General features: G+C 70.1%; 21 protein-coding genes. 7 read left to right on the forward strand and 14 right to left on the reverse strand.

All coding sequences use genetic code 11. From position 1 onward, the window contains the following. From DVH02_RS17600 to DVH02_RS17610, 3 genes are all read right to left on the reverse strand, one after another. Window positions 1-521: serine/threonine-protein kinase (locus DVH02_RS17600; protein WP_233518291.1), on the reverse strand; the 521-nt coding region annotated here is incomplete at its 3' end. Window positions 522-577: 56 nt separating this feature from the next. Next, window positions 578-1,309 (reverse strand): hypothetical protein, encoded by a 732-nt coding sequence (locus DVH02_RS17605; RefSeq protein WP_114624765.1) that lies wholly within the window; start codon window positions 1,307-1,309, stop codon window positions 578-580. A 176-nt stretch (window positions 1,310-1,485) separates the two neighbouring features. Beyond that, the gene (locus tag DVH02_RS17610) at window positions 1,486-3,582 is read right to left on the reverse strand and encodes an N-6 DNA methylase (RefSeq protein ID WP_199566330.1); all 2,097 of its coding nucleotides are present in this window, start codon (window positions 3,580-3,582) and stop codon (window positions 1,486-1,488) included. Window positions 3,583-3,947: 365 nt separating this feature from the next. Here DVH02_RS17610 and DVH02_RS17615 point away from each other — a divergent pair, with 365 nt between their 5' ends. Beyond that, the gene (locus tag DVH02_RS17615; RefSeq protein ID WP_233518288.1) at window positions 3,948-4,748 is read left to right on the forward strand and encodes a hypothetical protein; all 801 of its coding nucleotides are present in this window, start codon (window positions 3,948-3,950) and stop codon (window positions 4,746-4,748) included. Window positions 4,749-4,963: 215 nt separating this feature from the next. Here DVH02_RS17615 and DVH02_RS17620 read toward each other — a convergent pair whose 3' ends face one another. Both DVH02_RS17620 and mfd read right to left on the reverse strand, forming a co-directional pair. Next, a complete protein-coding gene (locus DVH02_RS17620) occupies window positions 4,964-5,809 on the reverse strand; it encodes an HNH endonuclease family protein (RefSeq protein WP_233518289.1) in 846 nt (281 codons plus the stop codon). Window positions 5,810-6,117: 308 nt separating this feature from the next. After that, window positions 6,118-9,741: a transcription-repair coupling factor gene (gene mfd, locus DVH02_RS17625; protein WP_114624766.1), complete on the reverse strand. Its 3,624-nt coding sequence runs from the start codon at window positions 9,739-9,741 to the stop codon at window positions 6,118-6,120. A gap of 284 nt (window positions 9,742-10,025) precedes the next feature. Between mfd and DVH02_RS17630 the strand changes: the two genes are divergently transcribed. The 4 genes from DVH02_RS17630 to DVH02_RS17645 all read left to right on the forward strand — a co-directional run bounded on the left by DVH02_RS17630 (window position 10,026) and on the right by DVH02_RS17645 (window position 13,894). After that, on the forward strand, window positions 10,026-10,295 hold the full coding sequence (locus tag DVH02_RS17630; protein ID WP_114624767.1) for a hypothetical protein: 270 nt from the start codon (window positions 10,026-10,028) through the stop codon (window positions 10,293-10,295). After that, window positions 10,288-10,938: a DUF6879 family protein gene (locus DVH02_RS17635; RefSeq protein ID WP_114624768.1), complete on the forward strand. Its 651-nt coding sequence runs from the start codon at window positions 10,288-10,290 to the stop codon at window positions 10,936-10,938. Before DVH02_RS17630 ends, DVH02_RS17635 begins: the two co-directional genes overlap by 8 nt. Before the next feature lie 177 nt (window positions 10,939-11,115). Further along, complete coding sequence (locus DVH02_RS17640) at window positions 11,116-13,350, forward strand: ATP-binding protein (protein WP_325051378.1); 2,235 nt, start codon at window positions 11,116-11,118, stop codon at window positions 13,348-13,350. A 97-nt stretch (window positions 13,351-13,447) separates the two neighbouring features. Then, the gene (locus DVH02_RS17645; protein WP_114624770.1) at window positions 13,448-13,894 is read left to right on the forward strand and encodes a nitroreductase family deazaflavin-dependent oxidoreductase; all 447 of its coding nucleotides are present in this window, start codon (window positions 13,448-13,450) and stop codon (window positions 13,892-13,894) included. A gap of 86 nt (window positions 13,895-13,980) precedes the next feature. Here the strand turns inward: DVH02_RS17645 and DVH02_RS17650 are convergent, their stop codons facing one another. The 5 genes from DVH02_RS17650 to DVH02_RS17670 form a co-directional block, all read right to left on the reverse strand. After that, the gene (locus DVH02_RS17650) at window positions 13,981-14,544 is read right to left on the reverse strand and encodes a GNAT family N-acetyltransferase (RefSeq protein ID WP_114624771.1); all 564 of its coding nucleotides are present in this window, start codon (window positions 14,542-14,544) and stop codon (window positions 13,981-13,983) included. Beyond that, a complete protein-coding gene (locus DVH02_RS17655; RefSeq protein WP_114624772.1) occupies window positions 14,537-15,196 on the reverse strand; it encodes a lasso peptide biosynthesis B2 protein in 660 nt (219 codons plus the stop codon). The genes DVH02_RS17650 and DVH02_RS17655 overlap by 8 nt, the downstream gene beginning before the upstream one ends. Further along, window positions 15,163-16,848 carry an albusnodin/ikarugamycin family macrolactam cyclase gene (locus tag DVH02_RS17660; protein WP_114624773.1) on the reverse strand — a complete coding sequence of 562 codons (1,686 nt, stop codon included), beginning with the start codon at window positions 16,846-16,848 and terminating at the stop codon, window positions 15,163-15,165. The genes DVH02_RS17655 and DVH02_RS17660 overlap by 34 nt, the downstream gene beginning before the upstream one ends. An 80-nt stretch (window positions 16,849-16,928) precedes the next feature. Beyond that, on the reverse strand, window positions 16,929-17,075 hold the full coding sequence (locus DVH02_RS17665) for an albusnodin family lasso peptide (protein ID WP_114624774.1): 147 nt from the start codon (window positions 17,073-17,075) through the stop codon (window positions 16,929-16,931). Between the two features lie 155 nt (window positions 17,076-17,230). Continuing rightward, entirely contained in the window at window positions 17,231-17,569 is a 339-nt protein-coding gene (locus DVH02_RS17670; protein ID WP_233518290.1) for a hypothetical protein, read from the reverse strand. Between the two features lie 150 nt (window positions 17,570-17,719). Here DVH02_RS17670 and DVH02_RS17675 point away from each other — a divergent pair, with 150 nt between their 5' ends. Together DVH02_RS17675 and DVH02_RS17680 are read left to right on the forward strand one after the other, a co-directional pair. Next, complete coding sequence (locus DVH02_RS17675; RefSeq protein ID WP_114624776.1) at window positions 17,720-18,574, forward strand: helix-turn-helix domain-containing protein; 855 nt, start codon at window positions 17,720-17,722, stop codon at window positions 18,572-18,574. Between the two features lie 14 nt (window positions 18,575-18,588). Then, the gene (locus tag DVH02_RS17680) at window positions 18,589-18,807 is read left to right on the forward strand and encodes a DUF397 domain-containing protein (protein ID WP_114624777.1); all 219 of its coding nucleotides are present in this window, start codon (window positions 18,589-18,591) and stop codon (window positions 18,805-18,807) included. A 57-nt stretch (window positions 18,808-18,864) separates the two neighbouring features. On the opposite strand, the gene tgmC is transcribed toward DVH02_RS17680, so the two are convergent. The 4 genes from tgmC to DVH02_RS17700 form a co-directional block, all read right to left on the reverse strand. Further along, complete coding sequence (gene tgmC, locus DVH02_RS17685; protein WP_114624778.1) at window positions 18,865-19,995, reverse strand: ATP-grasp peptide maturase system methyltransferase; 1,131 nt, start codon at window positions 19,993-19,995, stop codon at window positions 18,865-18,867. Beyond that, window positions 19,992-20,939 (reverse strand): ATP-grasp ribosomal peptide maturase, encoded by a 948-nt coding sequence (gene tgmB / locus DVH02_RS17690; protein ID WP_114624779.1) that lies wholly within the window; start codon window positions 20,937-20,939, stop codon window positions 19,992-19,994. Before tgmB ends, tgmC begins: the two co-directional genes overlap by 4 nt. After that, window positions 20,936-21,163 carry a putative ATP-grasp-modified RiPP gene (gene tgmA / locus DVH02_RS17695; RefSeq protein ID WP_325051379.1) on the reverse strand — a complete coding sequence of 76 codons (228 nt, stop codon included), beginning with the start codon at window positions 21,161-21,163 and terminating at the stop codon, window positions 20,936-20,938. Before tgmA ends, tgmB begins: the two co-directional genes overlap by 4 nt. A gap of 449 nt (window positions 21,164-21,612) precedes the next feature. Beyond that, window positions 21,613-22,288, reverse strand: a 676-nt coding sequence (locus tag DVH02_RS17700) for an MMPL family transporter (RefSeq protein WP_147286075.1), incomplete at its 5' end; no start/stop codon positions are given.

Here is a 22,288-nt window from a genome sequence, read left to right on the forward strand (position 1 = left end):
ACCCGGACCGGCTCGCCCATCGCCTGCTCGGGCGCCATGTAGGCGGGGCTGCCGATGGGCGAGCCGGTCCGGGTGAGGCGGGTGGTGTCCCGGTCGATGACGGAGGCGACGCCGAGGTCGAGGACCGTGATCGAACCGTCGGGTCCGACCATCACGTTGCGCGGCTTGAGGTCGCGGTGGACGATCGGCACGGCGTGCACGGCGGCGAGTACGGCGCACAGCTGGGCGGCGACCGAGACGGCCCACTGCCAGGGGTACGGGTCGTGCTCGGCGAGATGGTCGGCGAGGTCGGCGCCCGCCACGTACTGCATGACGAGGTAGAGGTCCTCGCCGTCGCTGCCCGCGTCGTGGACGGTGACCAGCCCCGGGTGGTCGACCTGGGCGGTGACGCGGCACTCGCGGACGAAGCGGCGGCGCATCTCCCCGGCGCCGGTGGCGTCGGCCATCCGGTCGGGGCGCAGCAGCTTGACGGCGACGCGCCGGTCGAGGCGCTGGTCGTACGCCGTCCAGACCTGGCCCATGCCGCCTTGGCCGATGACGGTGGACAGCTCGTAACGGCCGCCGATGACGCGTCCGTTCACCGGTCGTCCCGGCGGTTTCTCAGGAGGTCGCTGAGGTCGTCGAGTTCGGCGCGGACCTGCTGGATGCGGGGCTGTTCCGCGCGCTGCCGGAGGTCCGCCGGGCTGCTCACGGCGGAGGCGGGCGGGGCGAACGGGTCGGGCGTGGGCATGGGCATGGGCACGGGCGAGGGCGTGGCCGGGGTGGAGGGCGCGGGAGAGGGCATCGGCGCGGGCGGGCCGAACGACGGTACGCCGTGCGGCGGTTGGGGCGGCCCGGACCGGTACGGCGGTACGGGCCCCGCCGTGAACGGCGGGGCCACGGGCACCGTCGGGGCCACGGCCCAGCCGGGGTGGCCGTAGCCGCCCTGGACCGGGCCCGTCGCGGGACCGTGGCCGGGTGCCCGCGCGCCCAGGGCGCTGAAGTACGTGATCTCCGCGTACAGGAAGTAGCCGAGCACGGCCACGGCCGCCACCAGGAGGACGATGATGCTCACGTCAGAACGGGTGCGGGTGAGTTCTTCGGTGGGGTCCGACAGGATGACGCCGAAGCAGCCCGCCACCACGAGCGCCGACAGCGCGCACAGGAACCAGTGCAGCCGCCGTCCGGTGACGGACGCGAGCCGGAGCATCGTCGCCCAGGAGAGCAGCCCGAGACTGACCAGGGGCAGCGCGGCGAAGATCACGAGCAGCGCGATCCGCAGGGGGCGGCGCCCGTCGGGGGCCTGCGGCGGCGGACCGAAGCCGTTCATGCTGCTCCTGGAGGACCTGATGGCGAGGTGGACAGGGTCGAACTCGGCGGTACGGAGTCGAGCGTATCCATCGTCACGGACCACACGCCCCGGGTCGTGCGCGGCGGACGGCGGGCGGGGAGCCGGCGCCGGGAGCGCGCGCCGCGCGCCGGGGAGCCGTCCCCCGCGCCCAGCGCTCAGTCCGGCGCCACACTGCCGTCCGTCAGACCGTCGTACATCCCCTGCACCAGCTGCTCCCCCAGCCGGCCCGCCAGTCTGAGCGCGTCCTCGAACGCGGCCAGCGAGCGGAAGCGTTCACCGTAGCGCCGCTGATCGGCGAGGGCGAGCCTGGGCAGTTGGAGGCGGCGTACGTCGAGCCGCGTCGCCGTGGAGGCGTAGCTGCTGGCCTGGCGGTGGTTGGCGGTGGCGCGCAGGAACCCGGCGAGGAACCAGGGGTCGAGGGCGGCCGGATCGGGCCGCAGCAGCTGGAGGTTGCGGCCGAGGGCCGCGCCCGCGACGTCGGCGTCGGCGACGCGGGTGACCCGGCCGCCGCCGAGCACGGGCAGGACGACATCGCCCGCCTCGATCCGTACCGGCTCGTCCGCGACGCCGTCCGCGGGGCCGTCCGCCGGCCCCTCGGGCAGCGTGCCCGAGGGGCCGCGTCCGGCGAAGACGTCCTGTTCGGTGAGGACGGGTACGGGCGACCCGGCCGTGGTGGTGCCCGTACCGCCCGCGTGCAGGACGAGCGCTCCGGCGCGGGCGAGTTCGGCGACGGTGGTGGTGAGCGGGCTGGCCGGCGCCGCGCTCTCGGCGGGCACGGTGACGGGCGGGCTGAGCCGGCCGGTCCGTACGAGGGTGTCGGCCAGCTGTTCGCGCAGCCGGGCCAGTTCGGCCGGTCCGCCCCGGGTGGCGGCGGGCGGCAGATGGCGGGCGGGGGTCAGGTCCACGTCGTCGTCGAGCAGTTCGATGACGGAGACGGCGCGGCTGACGCCGGGCATCTCCTCGGCCGTTCCCCGCCGGTCGAAGGGGTGCCAGGCGTCCAGGGCGGTCGCGGCGACGGCCGTCCAGTCGAGCTTGTCCCGGCCGCCGCCGCCCTCCGTCGGCTCCGCCGTGTCGACGAAGAGGAGTCGCGTCGAGGGCCGCGCGTCGCCGCCCGGCCTGCGCAGCACCCACAGGTGGAGCGGGATGCCGTACGGCGGCGCCGCGCCCGCGGGCAGCGCGACGACGGCGCGCAGGGCGCCCCTGCGCAGCAGGTCGGCGCGGATCCGGCGGCCGGAGCGGCGGGACGCGGCGGCGGGCGGCATCAGCAGGACGGCGGTGCCGCCGGGGCGCAGCCGGGCCAGGGCGTGCTGGACCCAGGCCAGCTCCGATTCCGTGCGGGCCGGGAATCCGTACTCCCAGCGCGGGTCGTAGGCGAGTTCGTCGTGCCCCCAGTTGCGCTCGTTGAACGGCGGGTGGCACAGGACGACGTCGGCGGCCAGCCGGGGGTGGGCGTCGGCGCGCAGGGAGTCGCCCGCGCGCGCCGTGACCCGCGCGTCCGTGTGGAGGGCGAGCCGCAGTCCGGTCAGCGCGGCGAGTTCCGGCGCGCTCTCCTGTGCGTACACGAGGGCGGGCCGCGCGACGGCCCGCAGCAGGGCCCCGGCCCCGGCGGCGGGATCGAGGACGGCCGTACCGTGCGCGTCCTCGCCCGCCGCGTCGGCCAGCGCGGCCATCAGCGAGGCGGCCTCGGGCGGCGTCAGGCTGTACTGGCGGGGGTTGGTGTCGAGGTAGCGGCCGAGCAGGAACTCGAACGTCTCCCGTACCCCCAGCTCCGCCGCGAGCGCGGCGGCGGCGCGCAGCAGCGGTACGGAGGGCAGCAGCTGCTGCGGGGTCGGGGAGGGCACGGCGCGCTCGCCCGGCTCCCCGAGGCGCGGCGCGAGCACCTGTTCCAGGGCGGCGGGCAGCAGTTGCGCGAGGCGCGCGTCGGGGACGGCTGCCAGCTGCCGCCACTCCTCGGGCCGGTCCCGTACGAACAGCAGGACGCAGCCGGTGCGGATCAGGGCGTCGGCGGCGCCGGAGGGATCGGCCGACAGGTCGCGCCAGACCCGTTCGCGCGGCGGCACTTCGGCCAGTTTCCCCTGGTCCCTGAGCCACCGCTCGACCTCGGCGAGCGCGAAGGACGGGCTGGTCTCGGTGCCGCCGACGGGCTTGGGGAAGTCGGCGTGCCGCCGCCGCCAGTTGCTGACGGCGGCCCGGCCCACCCCCGCGAGGCGGGCGATTCCGGCGGCCGTCACCTCTGCCGCGCTCTCGGGCATCTGGCTGTCTCCTTCACCACTGGGTCGATGGTCGGCTCATTCGGTCGGCTCGCTCGGTCAGCTCGCTCGGTCAGCTCGCTCGGTCAGCTCACTCGGTCGGCTCGCTCGGTTCGCGGATGGCCTCAGGGCACGCCGTGCCGGACGGCCGCACGCGCGCCGTGTGTCGTCCGACGTCGAGCATAACGGGCGCTTTCTCGCCAGATGGATTCACAGCGTGAACCAATCCATCTTTCTCAAGTTGTGTTGACTCGATTCACAGGCTCTGGTCTGATTGACCCATCGCCACTCGGGGCGGTGCCGGAACCCGGTCCACCCCCGTAGCGCCCACTCCTCCCGTCTCCCGTCGTGCCTCCCGGAGAGCCTTCATGACTGCCTTCGTCTCCACCCGAATCCGCCGCGGCGCGCTGACCGCGCTCTGCACGGCGGCCGTGCTCGGCCTTTCGGCGTGCGGCACCACCGGCCAGAACAGCGCGGAGAACAGCACGGCGGCGGGGAGCGCCCCGGGCGGGAAAGGCTCGGCGAAGCCGGTTCCCTACGCGGATCTCTCGGGCCCCGCGATCGCCGAGAAGGCGGGCAAGGCCACCCGGGCCGCGTCCTCGGTCACGGTCAACGCCGATACGCGGGACGCCGACGGCCACACCGTCTTCGAGATGGCGATCAGCAGAACGGGCGACTGCGCGGGCACGTTGTCGCTGAACGACCAGGGCAAGGCGACCATCAGCAAGGTCGGCGCGGCGCTCTACCTGAAGTACGACGAGGCGTTCCTGCGGGCCCAGGGCGAGGAGGACGCCGACTCGACGAAGGAGCAGATCGACGCGGTGGTGGCGATGCTGGCCGACCGCTGGATCAAGACCGACCCCAAGGACCCCGACGCCGAGGACTTCACCAGCTTCTGCGATCTGGACGAACTGCTGGGGGATCTGAGCGACGACACCGTCGCCCGCAAGGGCAAGATCGGCGAGGTGAACGGTCAGCAGGCCATCGCCCTCACCGAGGCCGACGGCAAGGACACGTACACCCTGCACGTCGCCACGGAGGGCGAGCCGTATCTGCTCAAGCTCACCGGCACCGGCGACGAGCCCTTCACGATGACGTTCAAGGACTTCGGCAAGCCCGTCCCCGCGAAGGTGCCCGCCGACAAGGACATCGTGGACCTGGACGACTGACCCCGGGTCCCGCAGACCCGGAGAGGCCGCCGCTGGGAGGAGCCGGCTTCTCCGGCCGGACGGGGAGGAGAGGCCACCACAGGGGAGTGGCCTCCCCTCCCCCACCGGACGGCGGACGCGGACGGCAGACGGCAGACGGCAGACGGCGCTCAGTGCACCGTCAATGCTCCGTCAGCACTCCGCCAGCGCTCCGTCAGCGCTCTGTCAGCGCTCCGTCAGCCGTCGCACTTCTCCAGCATGGTGCTCTTGTCCTCGGTGGTGACCGGGAGTTCGTACTTCAGCGCCACCTGTGCGAAGCGCGCCGAGTACGCGCAGTGGATCCGCTCGTTGGGCGGCAGCCAGTCCGCCGGGCCCGAGTCGCTCTTGGATCCGTTCGTCGAACCGTCCACCGGGATGAGGTTCAGCGGATCGTTGGCGATCTGCTTGCGCTGGGAGAGGGGCCAGCGCGAGGCGCCCATCTGCCAGTCGTACGAGAGCGGCATGACGTGGTCGATCTGCACCTTGGCCGCCGCCTCCTTCCGCCACTCGATCTCCTTGCCCGTGTACGGGTCGTTCAAGGTCATCGATATGACGATGCAGTCGGATCCCGACCGGTACTTCAGGTTCTTCCCGTCCCTGGCGAGCAGGTCGTTACGGGTGTCGCAGCCGTTGCCCGCGAACGGCACGCCCTCGGCGGTGTCCATCCAGGCGTAGCCGAACTTCTTCCGGTCGTATCCCGACTTGGACCCGGCGCGGGCCGTCTTGAGCGTCTCGATCAGCTCCCGCGCGGCCTTCTTGTCCGCCTCGGCCGTTATCGGCGCCAGCCCGCGCTTCGTCCCGTCCGGGTTGGCCAGCGGCAGCACTCCGTACACGCTGCTGCCGCTACTGCCGCCGCTCCCGCCGCCGCTGTCACCGCTGCCGCTGCCGCCGCTCGCGCTGCCGCTCGCCCCGGCGGAGGCCGAGGCCGAGGCGTCCGACTCGGGGTCGAGCTGCCCGTCACACCCCGTCAGCAGGACGGCGGAGAGGACAAGGGCCCCGCCGGTAAGGAACGTTCGCGATATTCGATCTTCAAGTCTGCGCACACCCGCACCCTATGTCTCACGCCGAACGGCCAGTGCCGGACCGGACCGGTCCGGGCATGAGATGTCTGCCCGCCGACGGCACGGGGATGCGCGGGCGCTGCGGGCGCACGGGAGCGCGGGCGTGCGGAAGGGCGGCCGCGCGGAAGGGCAGCCATGCGGAAACGCGGGGCGTAAGCGCGGGGCGCGGCGTAAGGACGGAGGCGGGCGTAAGGGCGGAGGCAGCGGGCGGGGCCGGGCGCGGCAGGGCACGGAGGCGCGCCCTCGGATGACGGCGTGACGCGGCCCCAGACCAGGACTCCGCTCCCGGATCAGCCCAGGATCGTCGTCAGGAACTCGCCCGTCCACCCCAGCAGTTCCCGCCCCACCACCGGCTTGCCACCGATCTTCCCCGCCGTCGGGCGCGGGACGAGGATCTGGTGCGCGGCCGGTTTGATGACGGTACGGGGATGCAGCCGCTTCAGGCGCAGCTCCTGCGACTCCCGCAACTCCACGGGCGCGAAGCGGATGTTGGGCCCCTGGAGGACGATCTCGCCCACCCCGCAGGCCCGCGCCAGCATCCGCAGCCCCGCCACCAGCAGCAGGTTCTCCACCGGCTCGGGGAGCTTGCCGTAACGGTCGGTCAGCTCTTCCCGTACGGCCGTGATGTCGGCCTCCGTGTTCGCGGAGGCGATCGCGCGGTACGCCTGGAGGCGCAGCCGCTCGCCCGGCGCGTAGTCGTGCGGGACGTGCGCGTCGACCGGCAGCTCGATCTTGACTTCGAGGGGGGCCTCCTCGACCGCGCCCCCGTCGACGGCGGCGCGGTAGTCGGCGACGGCCTCGCCCACCATCCGTACGTACAGGTCGAAGCCGACGCCCGCGATGTGCCCTGACTGCTCGCCGCCGAGCAGATTGCCCGCGCCGCGGATCTCCAGGTCCTTCATCGCGACGTACATCCCGGCGCCCATCTCGGTGTGCTGCGCGATGGTCGCGAGCCGCTCGTGGGCGGTCTCGGTCAGCGGCTTCTCCGGCGGATACAGGAAGTACGAGTAGCCCCGGTCGCGGCCACGGCCCACGCGCCCGCGCAGCTGATGCAGCTGCGAGAGGCCGAAGTTGTCGCCGCGCTCCACGATGAGCGTGTTGGCGTTGGAGATGTCGATGCCCGACTCCACGATCGTCGTGGAGACCAGCACGTCGAACTTCTTCTCCCAGAAGTCGACCACGACCTTCTCCAGCGCGCCCTCCGACATCTGCCCGTGCGCCGTCGCGATGCGCGCCTCGGGGACGATCTCGCGGAGCTTGGCGGCGGCCCGGTCGATCGACTCGACGCGGTTGTGGATGTAGAAGACCTGGCCCTCGCGCAGCAGTTCGCGCCGGATGGCCGCGCCGATCTGCTTCTGCTCGTACGGTCCGACGAAGGTGAGCACCGGATGGCGCTCCTCGGGCGGGGTGGTGATCGTCGACATCTCACGGATGCCGGTGACGGCCATCTCCAGCGTGCGCGGGATGGGCGTCGCGGACATCGTCAGCACGTCGACATTGGCGCGGAGCTTCTTCAGCTGCTCCTTGTGCTCCACGCCGAAGCGCTGCTCCTCGTCGACGATGACCAGGCCCAGGTCCTTGAACGTCGTCTCGGACGAGAACAGCCGGTGCGTGCCGATGACGATGTCGACCGCGCCGTCCTTCAGCCCCTGGAGCGTGGCCTTGGCCTCCGCGTCGGACTGGAAGCGCGACAGGGCCTTCACCGACACCGGGAACTGCGCGTACCGCTCGGAGAACGTGCCGAAGTGCTGCTGCACGAGCAGGGTCGTCGGCACGAGGACGGCGACCTGCTTGCCGTCCTGGACCGCCTTGAAGGCGGCCCGTACGGCGATCTCCGTCTTGCCGTAGCCGACGTCGCCGCAGATCAGCCGGTCCATCGGGACCGTCTTCTCCATGTCCTCCTTGACCTCGGCGATGGTGGAGAGCTGGTCGGGCGTCTCCACGTACGGGAAGGCGTCCTCCAGCTCCCGCTGCCACGGCGTGTCGGGGCCGAAGGCGTGCCCGGGGGCCGCCATCCGCGCCGAGTAGAGCTTGATCAGGTCGGCGGCGATCTCCTTGACGGCCTTCTTGGCGCGCGCCTTGGTCTTCGTCCAGTCCGCGCCGCCGAGGCGGTGCATGGTGGGGGCCTCGCCGCCCACGTACTTGGTGACCTGCTCCAGCTGGTCGGTGGGGATGTAGAGGCGGTCGCCGGGCTGGCCGCGCTTGGCGGGCGCGTACTCCACGAGCAGATACTCGCGGGTCGCGCCCTGGACGGTGCGCTGCACCATCTCCACGTAGCGGCCCACGCCGTGCTGTTCGTGGACGATGTAGTCGCCGGGCTCCAGGGTGAGCGGGTCGATGGTCTTGCGGCGCTTGGCGGGCAGCCGGGCGCCTTCCTTGCCCGCGGCCTTCTGGCCGGACAGGTCGGTCTCGGTGAGGACCGCCAGCCTCAGCCCGGGGTCGACGAAGCCGTGGTCGATCGAGCCGCACGCCACATGGACCAGCGACGGCGTGATCTCACCGAGCCCGCCTTCCGTGCGGGCCCCGGGGGTGTCGAGCCGCGCCGCGATCCCCTCGCCGCCGAGCACCTCGACCGTACGGGCCGCCGTGCCGTGCCCCTCGGTGACGAAGACGGTGCGCCAGCCGTCGGCGAGCCAGCCCTTGGTGTCGGCGAGCGCGCGGGCGGTGTCGCCCCGGTACGACTCGGGGGCGTGCATACCGAGGGTGATGGCCCCCGGAGAGACCGACCCCGCCGACTCGTCGGCTGATGTGTGCGTCACGGCGAACGGCGAGACCGACCACCACATCATCCCCAGCTCGCGCGCCCGGTCCCGGACGTCCGCGAGGGACCACAGCGAGGCCGCGCCGACGTCGATGGGCGCCTCGCCGCCCGCCCGTCGCCCGCCACCACCCTCAACGGAACGGACTCCGTCCGTGCTGCCCATCGCCGCCGCCGCCCACGACGCCTGGAGGAACTCCTGGCTGGTCGCGACGAGGTCGGCGGCCCGGGTCCGTACCCGCTCGGGGTCGCAGACCAGCGTCATCGCCCCGGCCGGCAACACGTCGAGCAGCAGCTCCATGTCGTCGACGAGCACGGGCGCGAGCGCCTCCATGCCCTCGACCGCGATCCCCTCGGCGATCTTGCCGAGCAGCTCGCCCAGCTCCGGATGGTCCTCGGCGAGGGCCGCCGCCCGCTCCCGCACCTCGTCGGTGAGCAGCAGCTCCCGGCAGGGCGGCGCCCACAGGCCGTGCTCGGCGATCTCAAGGGAGCGCTGGTCGGCGACCTTGAAGTAACGGATCTCCTCGATGTCGTCGCCCCAGAACTCCACCCGCAGGGGGTGCTCCTCGGTGGGCGGGAAGACGTCCAGGATGCCGCCGCGCACGGCGAACTCGCCGCGCTTCTCGACCAGCTCCACGCGCGCGTAGGCAGCGGCGGCGAGCGCCTCGGTCACGGCGTTCAGATCGGCGCTCTGGCCGCCGCGCAGCGCGACCGGCTCCAGGTCCCCGAGCCCCTTGACCTGGGGCTGGAGCACGGACCGTACGGGCGAGACGACGACGCTGACCGGCCCGGCGGCCGGATCGTCCGCCGCCGGATGCGCGAGCCGGCGCAGCACGGCGATCCGGCGGCCCACGGTGTCGGAGCGCGGCGAGAGCCGCTCGTGCGGCAGCGTCTCCCACGACGGGTACTCGACCACGGTGTCCGGGTCCAGCAGCGACCGCAGCGCCGCCGCCAGATCCTCCGCCTCCCGCCCGGTCGCGGTCACGGCCAGCACGGTCCGCCCGGCCTCGCGCGCGAGCGCGGCGACCGCGAAGGGACGCGCGGCGGCCGGTCCGACCAGGTCGACATGGGTGCGGTGACCGTCGGAGGCGGCCGTCACCGCTTCGGCGAGCGCCGGGTCACGTACCACGGCGTCCAGCAGACCGTGCAGGCTCATGAAGGGGATTTCCGTCCGGGTGCGGGGGCAGACGATGGGCTCGGGGCGACGTCGGGACGACATCGGGGCATGGCTGGCGGCCCGGCACGTCACGCGGGTCATGAGAGCCGGGAGTTCTCCAGCCTACGACGCCGGTACGACAGGCGCTGTCGGAACGGTGGGGGCGATCGGAGAGGCACACGATGGCGGGAAGTCACCCACGGGCGGCATTGCCTCATGGAGTCACTCTCCGTAAAATTCATTTACACAACGAGGTACTCGCTCGAACGCGCCTGGGGGTAGAAATGGTTCGACCGTGGGAAGCGGATCCGTCCGCGTTATTCGAACGGCGGCTCGGGAGCACCGCACAGGAACTCGGAAATTCAAGGGACAGGGAAGACTGCCCCGATATCTGGCAGCTCGACAACGGCGACATCGCCGTCATCGGCCGTGACCTCACGACCGCCTACACGGCGAAGCTCCCCAGCGGAGTCTCGCTGTCGGCGGACGAACGTCTCGTCGTGATCCCCGGCAATATGCTCAGCGCGGCAAAGAAAGACATCCCGGATGCCTGATCAGAACGTACCGGCGCTCACCCCCGAGTCGGGTGAGCGCCTCGTCAGCAAGGACTACAAGCGCGACTTTCGGGAACGCCAGGCACTGATCCGCGGCGGCGCCTCGTGGAAGCTGGAGCGACGGCAGTACTTCGAGGAGCAGAACGACCCCAGCAGGGACGCGCTCACTCGCGGCGACTGGCAAGAGGTGCTCCGTCTCTTCGCGGCGGACCGGGACATCGTGCTGGCCAGGGCGCGAGAAGACCGGAGCCGAGGGCACGCCTTTTACCGGGTACGCATCGTCGAATACCCCATCACCCCATACGTGCAATGGGAACTGCACTGGCTGAAACAGGATGTGGAACTGGGCGCGAGCCGCGTCCGTATCGTCACCGCGGATCACGTGGCGGACGCCGAGAAGAATCATCAGCTCCCCGAAATCGTGATCCTGGACGGCCGGACCCTGTATCACGTCCTGTACACGGACAACGGACAGCCGATGGGTTCGATCCGCTTCACCGATCCGCAGCGGGTCCACCCCTGGGAGCGGTACATCACGTCGCTCTACGAGGCCGGCGAGGACATCGCCTCGTACTTCGCCCGCGAAATCGCACCGCTGCCCGCCCCGCCGCCCGTTCCCTCCCCCGTCCCGCAGCCGGAGTGAATCATCAACGCTCACAGCGACCCGCCCAGCAGCTCACGCAACGACCTGTCGGGAACGTCGCATGACGTCGTCCAGGCCCGGAGCGTCATCGGCGGGGTCCACTTCCATCAGCACACGCCCCCGGGCAGAGCCGAAGACTCGGTCCCCCGGCAGTTACCGGGGGACGTCCAGCGCTTCGTGAACCGCACCGCCGAGCTGGGTCAGCTGAACGCGGTGCTTCCCACGGAGGACGGCGATCCGGTCGTCGTCTCGGTCTGCGTCGTCGCGGGCACCGCCGGCGCGGGCAAGACCTCACTCGTCCTGCACTGGGCCCACCAGATCCGCGACCGCTTCCCCGACGGACAGCTGTACGTCAATCTGCGCGGCTACGACCCCGGGCAGCCGCTGAGCGCGCAAGAGGCCCTCCACGGCTTCCTGGCGGCTCTCGGTGTGCCCGGCGACTCCGTACCGCGGGATCCCGATACGGCCGCCGCGTACTACCGTTCCCTGCTGTCCGACCGCAGGATGCTCGTCGTGCTGGACAACGCCGCCACCGCCGCGCAGGTCCGCCCCCTGCTCCCGGGCGGCCCCCACTGCCTGACCGTGGTCACCAGCCGCAGCAGGCTCTCCGGACTCGCCATACGCGACGGGGCCCGACGGCTGACGCTCGGCACCCTGCCGGAACCCGAAGCCGTCGCGCTGCTGCGCGCCGTGACCACCGGCTACCGGACCGAGGACGATCTGGACGAACTCACGGAGCTGGCCGGGCTGTGCGCGGCGCTGCCGCTGGCCCTGCGCATCGCCGGGGAGCGTGCCGCGAGCAGCCCGCATCTGCGACTGGCCGACCTGATCGCCGAGCTGCGCGACGAATCCGTCCTCTGGGACGCGCTCAGCGTCGGGGACACGGAAGAGGCAGAGGCCGTACGTACCGTCTTCGCGTGGTCCTACCGCGCCCTGCCCGAACACGGCGCGACCCTCTTCCGGCAGTTGGGCCTGCACCCCGGGCCCGAGTTCGGGCTGGGTGCCGCCGCCGCGCTGGCCGGGCTGCCCGTCGTCAGGACCCGGCAGCTGCTGGACTCGCTGGTGGGCGCCCATCTCCTGGAGCAGACGGGCCCCGACCGCTACCAGTTCCACGACCTGCTCCGCGCGTACGCCGCCGGGCTCGCCCAGCAGGAGGTGTCTCCGGACGGCGGGCGGGCCGCCCTGCACCGTGTACTGACCTGGTACCTGCGCACCGCCGAGGCGGCACGCTCCCGTCTGGCCCCGGGCGCGGAGGAGACGGTACTCCCCGATCCGCCCTCGGACCTGCCCGAGGCGACCCGGCCGCCGGACTTCGCCGACTACGACGCGGCGATGGACTGGGCGGAGCGCGAGCACACGAACCTGCTGCGTACCGTCGACGCCGCCGCCACCGCCGGCCACGACGCACTGGCATGGCGGCTCGCGGTGGTCCTCTGGGACGTACAGCCGCCGTCCGCCTCCATGGGGCAGTGGCTGGCGGCGGGCGCCACGGGCCTGGCCGCCGCGCGCCGGACGGACGACCTCACCGGCCAGGCCCGGCTCCTCACCTGTCTGGGGCTGGCACATCAGCGCGTCAGCTCGTGGGCCGAGAGCCTGGAGTGCCACCAGCAGGCGCTGACGATCCGCCGCGCCGCCGACGACCGTGCGGGCGAAGCGGACTCGCTGAACCTGATCGGCATCATTCATCTGCGCCGCCGCCAACTGGACTGCGCCGCGGCCCGTTTCGAGGAGGCGGCGGCACTCTGGCGGGCCGTCGGCTCCGACAGGTGGGCGGCCTCGGCCCTGTCGAACCTGGCCACCACCCACTACAGCGCCGGGCGACTGGAGCAGGCCACGGCCTGCGCCGAAGAGGCTCTGGCCGCCCACCGGGCACTCGGGAACGCGGTCAGTGTGGGCAACGTGCTGCACACGCTGAGCCGCTTGCGGCGCGAGCAGGGGGACCCGGAAGAGGCCCTCCACTCGGCCGAACAGGCCCTGGACATCGCCCTCTCCCAGCGCGACCAGATCCTCGAAGCCTATTGGCTCCTCTCGCTGGGCGAGGCCCAACGGGCACTCGACCGCCCCACCGACGCCCTCGTCTCGTACCAGCGCTCGGCGGACCTGCACCGGCGCCTGGGCAACCGCAGCCGCGAGGCCATGTCCTGGCACGGCGCGGGTGAGACGTACCAGGCGCTCGGCAGACCGGATGAGGCAGCCCACTTCCACCTCCGGGCCGCGACCGTACACCGCGATCTCGCGGACGGCTGGCACGAGGCGCTGGCCCTGGAGGCGCTGGCGATCTCGCTGGACGGCACCGACCCCACCACCGCCGGGCAACACCGGTCGCGGGCGCTGCGCCTGCTCGTCGCCTACGACGATCCCCGGGCGGTGGCGACGCGCGGGCGACTGGCCGGAGCGGCGCCGGAAGGGTGAAACCGCCGACGTCGGCGGCGGAACCGGGAATGATCGCGCTGGATCGGACCATTGAACCAGTCAGATCCGACGGTGATTCCGACGATGGGATGGCAGCATGCCCCTGCACGGCGAGTACGAGCCCAGCACCTTCCCGATGGCACGCGACCAGGTCGAGCAGTACGAGGGCTCCGGTGGCACGGAGGGGACGACGATGCGCGGGCTGCCCGTCATCCTCCTCACCACGCTGGGCGCGAAGAGCGGCAAGATCCGCAAGAGCCCGCTGATGCGGGTGGAGCACGACGGCGCGTACGCGGCGGTCGCCTCCCTGGGAGGCGCCCCCAAACACCCGGTCTGGTACTTCAACGTCAAGGCCGACCCCCGCGTGGAGCTGCGCGACGGCACGGAGCGCTGGGACATGATCGCGCGCGAGGTGACGGGCGAGGAGAAGGCGGTGTGGTGGGCGCGCGCGGTCGAGGCGTTCCCGGACTACGCGGACTACCAGGAGAAGACGGAGCGCGAGATCCCCGTCTTCGTACTGGAGGCGGCGCCGACCCCGCACTGACGACTGCCCCGTACGCGACGCGCCCCGGACCGGAGCGACCGGCCCGGGGCGCGCTGCTGCCCGTACGCGTACGGGCCGACGCCCGATCAGCGCTCGCCAACCGCCACAGCAGAAGGCCCGGTGAAATCTTCAGGCAGGGCGTCCATAAGGATCTCGTCAACCGGACGGCCGAGCCAGTACCCGGATTGGCGAAGCCTCCCTGTCTGCCGGAATCCGGCCTTCTCATAAGCGCCGATCCCCTTGGCGTTGGGTTCAAGCACCTTCAACCACACCATACGCAAAGCGCCCAGGTGGAATCCCCAGTCGAGCGTGAGGTGGGTCGCCTCTGCCGCATACCCTTTGCCGCGTTCCTCCGGCGCGAGAACGATCACGAACTCCGCCGTCCGAACGAACTTGTTGACCTGCAAGGTGGTCAGACCGATGGCCTTCCCGTCCTCAAGACGAACCACCTCGAACTGCTGCCAGTTCTGGTTGCCCCGCTGGCGTTCCCAGCCTGCCGAACGAACCTCCCACGCCTGCGGGAACTGGTTGCCGTACCCCAGGATGGTGCCCGGATCGTTCTCCCATCGGTGGTACTCGGACAGCATCTCCTGCCGTGGCATCCCGAGGGCGAGATCTTCGCCGGCCAGCAGAATGTGCGGGTCACTCACGTGGTGTCTCCGTTTCGCGCCAGTGGCCGGAGCCAGGGCCGTCCGGTGTGCAGGTCGGTGCGTACATCACGATATCGCCACGCTCCTCCACCGGTATGCCATCTCGATCAACGAGCCAGGCATGCAGACGTACGGGATCAACCGCGACCCCGTGACGCCACTCGGCACGCCGTCCAGCACCGGCAAGCAGAACGGCCGCTGCGGTCGATTCCTCCAGACACGCCCAACGGGCGGGAATCGCTCGTGACGCCCAGCGCACGGCCCGTACGGCGTACAAAGGCTGGTTGCTCTTGGTCGGTGGTAGCGACCTGCCACAGCAGGCGAGCCGCACAAGACGCCGGAATCGGCTCCGCCGGGGCCCAAGTATTCGCACAGCGGCAGTCAGGAGTACCGCGAAAACGGCTGCGAACCGCCACCGGGCAGGGACAGGCAGACTCGGGGGAAGGATGGCTTGGACATCCGTGGTGCCCCACGACTGAACGCCGACGATGTTCACGACGGCGGCGTCGAAGTCCTTCGGCCGGACTGGAACAGGGCGTAGTTCCGTCCGTCCGGTGTCATAGTCGATGATCACGCAGGCATGAGGAGCGAGCGCGAGCACCGCACGAGGAAAGGGCTTCACGACCGCTCTACCCGGGGCCGTGTATCCCATGTGATGCTCGGTGCACTCACGACCGCCTCCCACCACGACTCTGCGGCCAGTACGGGCAATAGAGCCGCCCAAACGGTTTCAGCTCCCAACGCGGCAGCGTGCACGCTCTCCCGCAGAGGTACCGGGTCGATGATGCCCAGCCCGGAGAGGCGCCCATCCACGCGGTCGAGGACACACCGGAGATTGGCTCTCAATCCTCGATGGAAATCACCGACGAACAGCCCCTTCGTCACTCGACGGCGGTGGAGTTCGGGCAGCATGTCGCCGCACGCGTCAACGAGAAGAGGTTTGTACCGGCGGGCGGAGAAACGCTGCCATGAAGGCACTGACACCACGGCCCCGAGCACGGCGCCGTCGAAGTACGGGTTGTGCAGTTCGACGCCCAAGGAGTCGGCCAGTTGAGTGTCGGCGTGAGCGGCCCGCGCCACAGTGCGGATGGACTGGACCAGCCAGGTATCGGCATCGCAGTCCGGTCGCACAGGGTCCGGCACATCGGCGGCCAGCCAGCGCGGCCGGGAGAGCCACGGCCGTGCGACACCATGTGTGTCGCCGCGCAATGCGGCCCGGATAACCGGGGCAGGGCTCTGCCTGCGCAACCGTGCCCAGTCGAATGCGTCACGAACAAAGCGCGGCCACTGCCGGTTACGAGCGAGGTCGACAAGGTGTGTCGGAGCGGGCAGGAACAGATTATCGCCGCCGTCCCCGGTCAGATGGCATACAGCGCCGATGGCTGCTGATTTCCCCAGTTGCGCCGACAGCATCGCCCACACGGCAGCCGACGGAGGTGGCTCGTCGGCCGCAGGCAGAGGCTCCTCCGTCGGAGTGAACGGGAGATGCCGTCCGTCCAGCGGAAACAACATCCCGGTCAAGCCTGGCACAGTCAGAGAACGTGCATAGTCGAGATCGCCGCCTTCGATGACGTTGGACGGGTGCGCGGTCACTCCGGCGATGGGGCCACTCCGCGCGGCAATCACGGCGAGCGTGCTTGAGTCGATTCCCGCCACGTCCGTCGATGAGCGGACTCCCTCCACCCGTGCATGCACACCTTCGGTCAGGGCGAGACGGACAGCCGGCAGAGCCTCCTCGTATCGTCGTACGACCGGCGACCACCATGGCTCCGTCTCAAGGGAGTTCATCCCCAGCACCAGCCGCTGCCCGGCCGGTACTGGAGTGACATCCGCCCAGGCGCTACGGCCGGGTACAGGCGCCTTCTTGTCCCAGAGATACGAGGCGAGCCAGATGGTATCCACCTTTCCCCCGACCAAGCTGGACAACGCGCGTGAACTGGAAGCCCACACAACGCCGTCAGGGGCATTCACCGTGTAGATCGGGCACGCTCCGGCCGCGTCGGTGACTACTTCTACAATCCCCTCACCATGGTTCTCTCTGCGGAGCCGCACCACCGTGAACGATCCGGCCCACGCCTCGACTGCCCCCGCGAGATCGGCAGCGGCCAGGGCGCGGCCGAGTTCCTCCATGTCCGCCGAACACGAGCCGAATAGGGCGAGCCGGGCGTCCGGACTCTCGACTGTGCGTACAAGGCGAGGAGACCAGTTGCCCATTGTCCAGAGCAACGGATCATTCCAGAGCACCCGCGCGCCCGTGGGAACGATGCGCGGCCCATCCGGCGCGCATCCCCCGTACCACCGCATCCGTCCCCACGCCCTTCCCTCATCGGTCGCACAACGGACAGCGGCCCCGGTGGGGCCGCCGCGCGCGATCAGTCGTACGGTCAGTCGTACGGTTCCTGTTTGTTCTCAACGCTCTGGCTGTCGCTACCACGGGTCAGAACGGCCGCGTCTCCGAGGACAATCACCTCAGGCGGAGCACTGCCTTCCGGGGCATTGGGCACGTGCGGCTCGCTGTAGTGCTGCGTCATATACCGGTTCCTCCTTCCCACCAGGTCGGCGAAACGTCTGCACTCATGAACTGTCGGACATAAGGCCGCCCCCCACAAGAGCGCCTGTGTACGGCACGGCGCACGAAGACGGAAGAGAGTGCGAGGCGAGTCGGCCCCCTCGCACTCGTCGGCGCTCAGGCCGCCCGAGCGTCGGCCACCACGTCACTCCCGGCCGCCGGAAGCCAGACCAACCGGGGCGAACAGCCGTCCCCGCGCCCGAAGTAACGGGCCACGTTCTCCGCCGCCGCGAGCCGCAACTGGCCGCCGCCCTCCGCCCGCGTCACATCAGCCGCCCCGTCCTCGTGCGCCATCCCCCAGGCGACGACAGCGGCGTCCCGGCCGAGATCCCCCTCCCCGTCGCGGTACTCCACGACGACGGCGAAGAACCGGGGCGCGGTGTCGCGGACAAGTGCGTACAGCTCCTGCTCGAAATCGAACGACTCCGGGGCAGGGTCCTGCGGCGATACGGTCATCACGATCCCCTAACGGGCAGATGGGCATGGCGGATTGAGGGCGCCTTGCGGCGCAGCCACATTTGATGTGGCGTGCTTCACACCGTAGCCCAACGACTATGCTGCCTCTCATTGTTTCCGCTAATACATCACAACGAGTGAAGGAGGGTCATGACCCGAAAGAACCTCCCACCGTCCATGCGGCAACGGCGTCTTGGCGCTGAGCTGCGCAGATTGCGCGAACAGGTCGACCTGTCCGTGACCAAGGCAGCCGCGCTCCTTGGCTTCTCGCAGCCGCAGGTCAGCAGCATAGAAACGGGGCGCTTCGCGGTGAGCGCGGAGCGAGTGCGGACAATGGCCCGTAGCTATAGCTGCACAGACGAGGCCCTGATCGATGCACTCGCCGAAATGACAGGAGGTCGAACGCGCGGCTGGTGGGAGCAGTACCGCGACATTCTCCCGCCGGACACCCTGGATTTGGCGGAGCTTGAGTATCACGCCACAGGGCTGCGCACGGCCTCGGTGATCCATCTCCCCGGACTGCTCCAGACCCGGGCCCATGCCCATGCAGTAATCAGCGCCGTCGTGCCCGCACTCGCGCCCTACGAGGTAGAGCACTGGGTTTCCCACCGAATCAAGCGACAGGTGGTGCTCTACGACGAGAACCCGACGCCACTGACAACGATCATCCACGAGGCAGCCCTGCGCATGGGCTTCGGTGGGCCCGAAGTAGCTCGTGGGCAACTGGAAAATCTGCTCACCATGAGCGAACGGAAACACATCACCGTCCTGGTAATCCCATTCGGCGCCGGCACCTTCCCCAGCTCCGGGCAGGGCATCCACCACATGGCCGGGGCGATCCCAGCCCTGGACACCGTCCAGCTGGACACGGACCATGGTTCCGCGTTCCTCGACAACCAGCCTCAACTGGCGATGTACCAAACCATCCTGGACCGCATGGAGAGTTGTAGCCTCAAACCAGCGAAGTCCCGGGATCTGATCCGTCGGATCGCGGCAGACCTCTGAGAAAGGGAACGCACGTGTCGGGCCTCAACTGGCAGAAATCCTCCTTCAGCGGCCAAGCAGCCAACTGCATCCACATCGCCGCAGCCGACGACGGCACCATCAAGCTCGTCGAGAGCGACTCCCCCGATGTCATCGTCACCACCACCCCCGAGAAACTCAAAGCCTTCATCCTCGGCATCAAGGCAGGCGAGTTCGACCACTTCGCCGAGGAGCCCACCACCCCCGAAGCCTGACGAGCCGCCCCCGCGCCCAGCGCGTCGCACTCGATGCCCTCGCGCCCTTGGCATCGACTACCAGTGGATCGTCTGGCCCTGGCCGGTCACGGTGACCGTGAAGTCCTTCAGCGGCGGCGAGCCGGCCGATTCCCAACCGTCCAGGTGCGCCTCGACCGCGTCCCACAGCGCGGTCGGACCGCCCTGCCGTACCGTCCAGGCTCCGTCCTTCTCGTACAGCAGCGCCCACGCGCCCGAGGCGACGTCCAGAACTACTTGTTCCGTGCGGCCGTCGTCACCGACCATGGTCACGTGCTGGGCTCGTGGTGCGGCGAGCTGCGCCACGAAGCGGGCCGTCCAGTCGCGCAGTACGTCACCACCGACGCGCGTCGGGCGCTCGCTACCGCCGCCCTCGCTGAAGTCCGGAAGCATGCCGAGCGTCGGCGGGAGGTGGGCGCGAGCGAACATGAAGCTGATCTGTCCGCCGAGGAGAGGACCCGAGGCCGTACCGTCCTCCGCTACGGTCAGCCGGGCGATTTCGGATGAGCCGAGCCACCCACCGACGGTGGTCAGGATCAGGCCACCGGGTCTGACCTGTTCGATCCACGCGCTCGGGATGGTGTGCACGCCACAGGTGGCGATCAGTCTGTCGTACGGCGCGTTGGCCGGGTAGCCGTTCAGGCCGTCCCCGACGACGAGGTCCGGGTGGTGACCCGTCTGACCGAGCGCGATCGAGGCACGTGTGGCCACATCGTCGTCGTACTCGATGGACGTCACAAGCTCGTCGCCCAACCGGTGTGCCAGCAAGGCCGTGGAATAGCCCGTGCCGGTGCCCACCTCCAGCACTCGCGCTCCGTCCTCCACCAAGAGGTCTTCGAGCATGCCGACGACCAAGGACGGCAGCGTGCTGGAGCTGGTGGGCAGACGAAGGATCTCGCCGCGGATGTCATCGGGCACGATCGTGCCCGCGATCTGGGTGACCAGGGACGTATCCGTGTAGCAGGCGGCCAGCCAGTCGGGGTCGTCGGCGCGGACAGGTGTCCATGCGGACGGGACAGCGCCCTCCACTCGACGGAAGAATCCGCCGCGCAGGAAGTGATGCCGCGGGGTGGCCTCGACCGCCGCCTGCCACGGTGCGCTGCGCAGACTGCCTTCCTTGATCAGGGTGTCGGTCAGTCGCTCCCGCAGCAGCCGAGCTTCGTCGATCACGATTTCCTCTCCAGCAGATCAGCCATGGCGGCCCGGAGGGGTAGGCCGGTCTCGGGTTCCAGCCAAAACCACTGTCCGGAGGGATTGCACTCCAGGAACCACCACCGCCCATCCTGCGCGAGACAGAAGTCGAATGCACCGAAGACAAGGCCGAAGCGCGCGAGATACCGCAGCATCGCGTCGGCGATCCCGGACGGGGGCTCGACGACCGTGTACTTCAGTCGGTCGTAGTCCGTGCGCCAGTCCAGGAGATCGGAGTCGATACGGACACAGAAGACGCGATCACCGATGACCGTGGCACGGATGTCACCGGTCTTGGGAATGCGCTGCTGAAACAGGTGTGCGGTGCCGGCCACACCGTCGTCGATCTGTTCGGCAGTGACCTCGGCGACCTCAACGGTGCACGCGGTGTCGTCGATCTTGTACAGCGGTACCGACAGCGGCTTGTAGATGGCCGGACCGTTGCGCGCGAGAAACGCCCGCGCGCGGTCGGGGTCGGAGGTGACGAGCGTGGGCGGTACGAGAAAGCCGGCATCGATCGCGGCGACCAGTCCTGCGGGCTTGAACTCCGCGTCACCGATGCGGTGCGGATGGTTGACGTAGAGGCACCCCGGAAGAGAGGCGATGACGCCGCCGACGCCATACCGGGCCTGGGCGATGGCGAAACGCGCGTCTTGAGGATCCAGGTGCGGAAAGGCGAAACCGGACGGCCGCCGGTAGTAGAGCGAGCGGACAGCCGTGAGGTCGGCGACGCGGGTCGGCGTGGACAACGTGCCGCGTATGCCGTCGACGGTGATCTCCGCGTCCACCGACAGTTTCGCGGGAAAGTCTCCCGAGTCGAACCGTACGACCGGAGTGCCCCGTTCGTTGAGTTCCTCGATCACCACATCGGCTGTGGGGTCGTCGAGGTTGGTGACGATCAGTACCGGTCGTGTATCGGTCACTGGTCGGTGTCATTTCCCGAGTCCGCGTCACCGCCGCCCGAACCACCTCCGCCGCTGCCGTCGCTGGGGTTCCCCGTGTTGGTCGCGGGCTTGGTTCCCGAACTGGTGCCGTGCCTCGGGGATTGCATGATGACCCCGACGGCGTTGTAGTAGCGGGTCATTTGAGTCTCGGGGTCAAGCTCGGTACGGCTGTGTTCGGCGGCGACAACCGGATAGGGGACCATCCTCCTCACTCCCCAGGGAAGCGGCGTACGGATTCCCGACGGAAGCGGGGTGCCTGTGGGCATACGGTCCGAATGTGCGAACATCTCTCTTCCTTTCCGCATCAGTTGGCCTGGTTTCACCGGCCCAGGGCTATGACTCTGATGTGCCCGACGCCCGCGCGGTCTACCGTCGAGGCGCCGGGGCGCGTAGAAGCACAAAGGAGCGAAGACCACTCCATCGACCTGCCCACACACGCCCTGGGCGCTCGCTCCGCAACGAGCGAGAACGCCCTGTCGAGCATCTGCGGCTCCAAAGACAAGTGGGACCTCGGGCAAGCGCGCCATGGCATTTCGCGGAGATCTTGGCAGGAGGGGGGAGCAGGGCTGTCCCGTACCGCCCCCGTACACGACCGCGCCCGCCTCCGAGGTGGTGGAGGCGGGCACACACAGCAGGTCGCCGTCCGGCGTCGTCAGACGCGCGCCGTGTCCTTCGCGGGCGCCTCTGCGGCCACCGCCGGGTGGTCCGGGCCGCCCTCGCTCAGGCCGAAGCGGTCGTGGAACCTGCGCAGGGGGCCGGGCGCGTACCAGGCCGAGCCGCCGAGCAGGCGCATCGCGGCCGGGACGAGTACGCCGCGTACCGCGAGGGCGTCGATGAGGATCGCGAGACCGCTGCCCAGGCCGAACATCTGCATAAAGCTGATCTTGGCGGTGCCGAAGGCGAAGAAGCTCACCGCGAGCAGGAAGGCCGCCGCGCTGACGATACGTCCGGTGTGGCCGAGGCCGTCCGTCACGGCGGTCTCGTTGTCCGCGCCCAGGTCGTGGAGTTCCTTGATCCGGCTGGTCACGAACACCTCGTAGTCCATGGACAGACCGAAGGCGATGCAGAACATCAGCACCGTCATCGACATCTCCATCGGCTGCGCCGTGAAGCCCAGCAGGGACGAGAAGTGGCCGTCCTGGAAGATCCAGGTCATGACGCCGAGGGTGGCGGCCAGGCTGATCACGTTGAGGACCAGAGCGCGCAGCGGCTGCACGATGCTGCCGGTGAACAGGAAGAGCAGGGCGAAGGTGGTGAGGGCGATCAGGGCGACGGCCATGGGGAGCCGGCCGCCGATGGAGTCCTTGGAGTCGACCAGCGCGGCGTCG

Origin of the sequence: Streptomyces corynorhini, from assembly GCF_003346515.1 — a bacterium.
In the GTDB taxonomy this organism is placed as follows: domain Bacteria; phylum Actinomycetota; class Actinomycetes; order Streptomycetales; family Streptomycetaceae; genus Streptomyces; species Streptomyces corynorhini.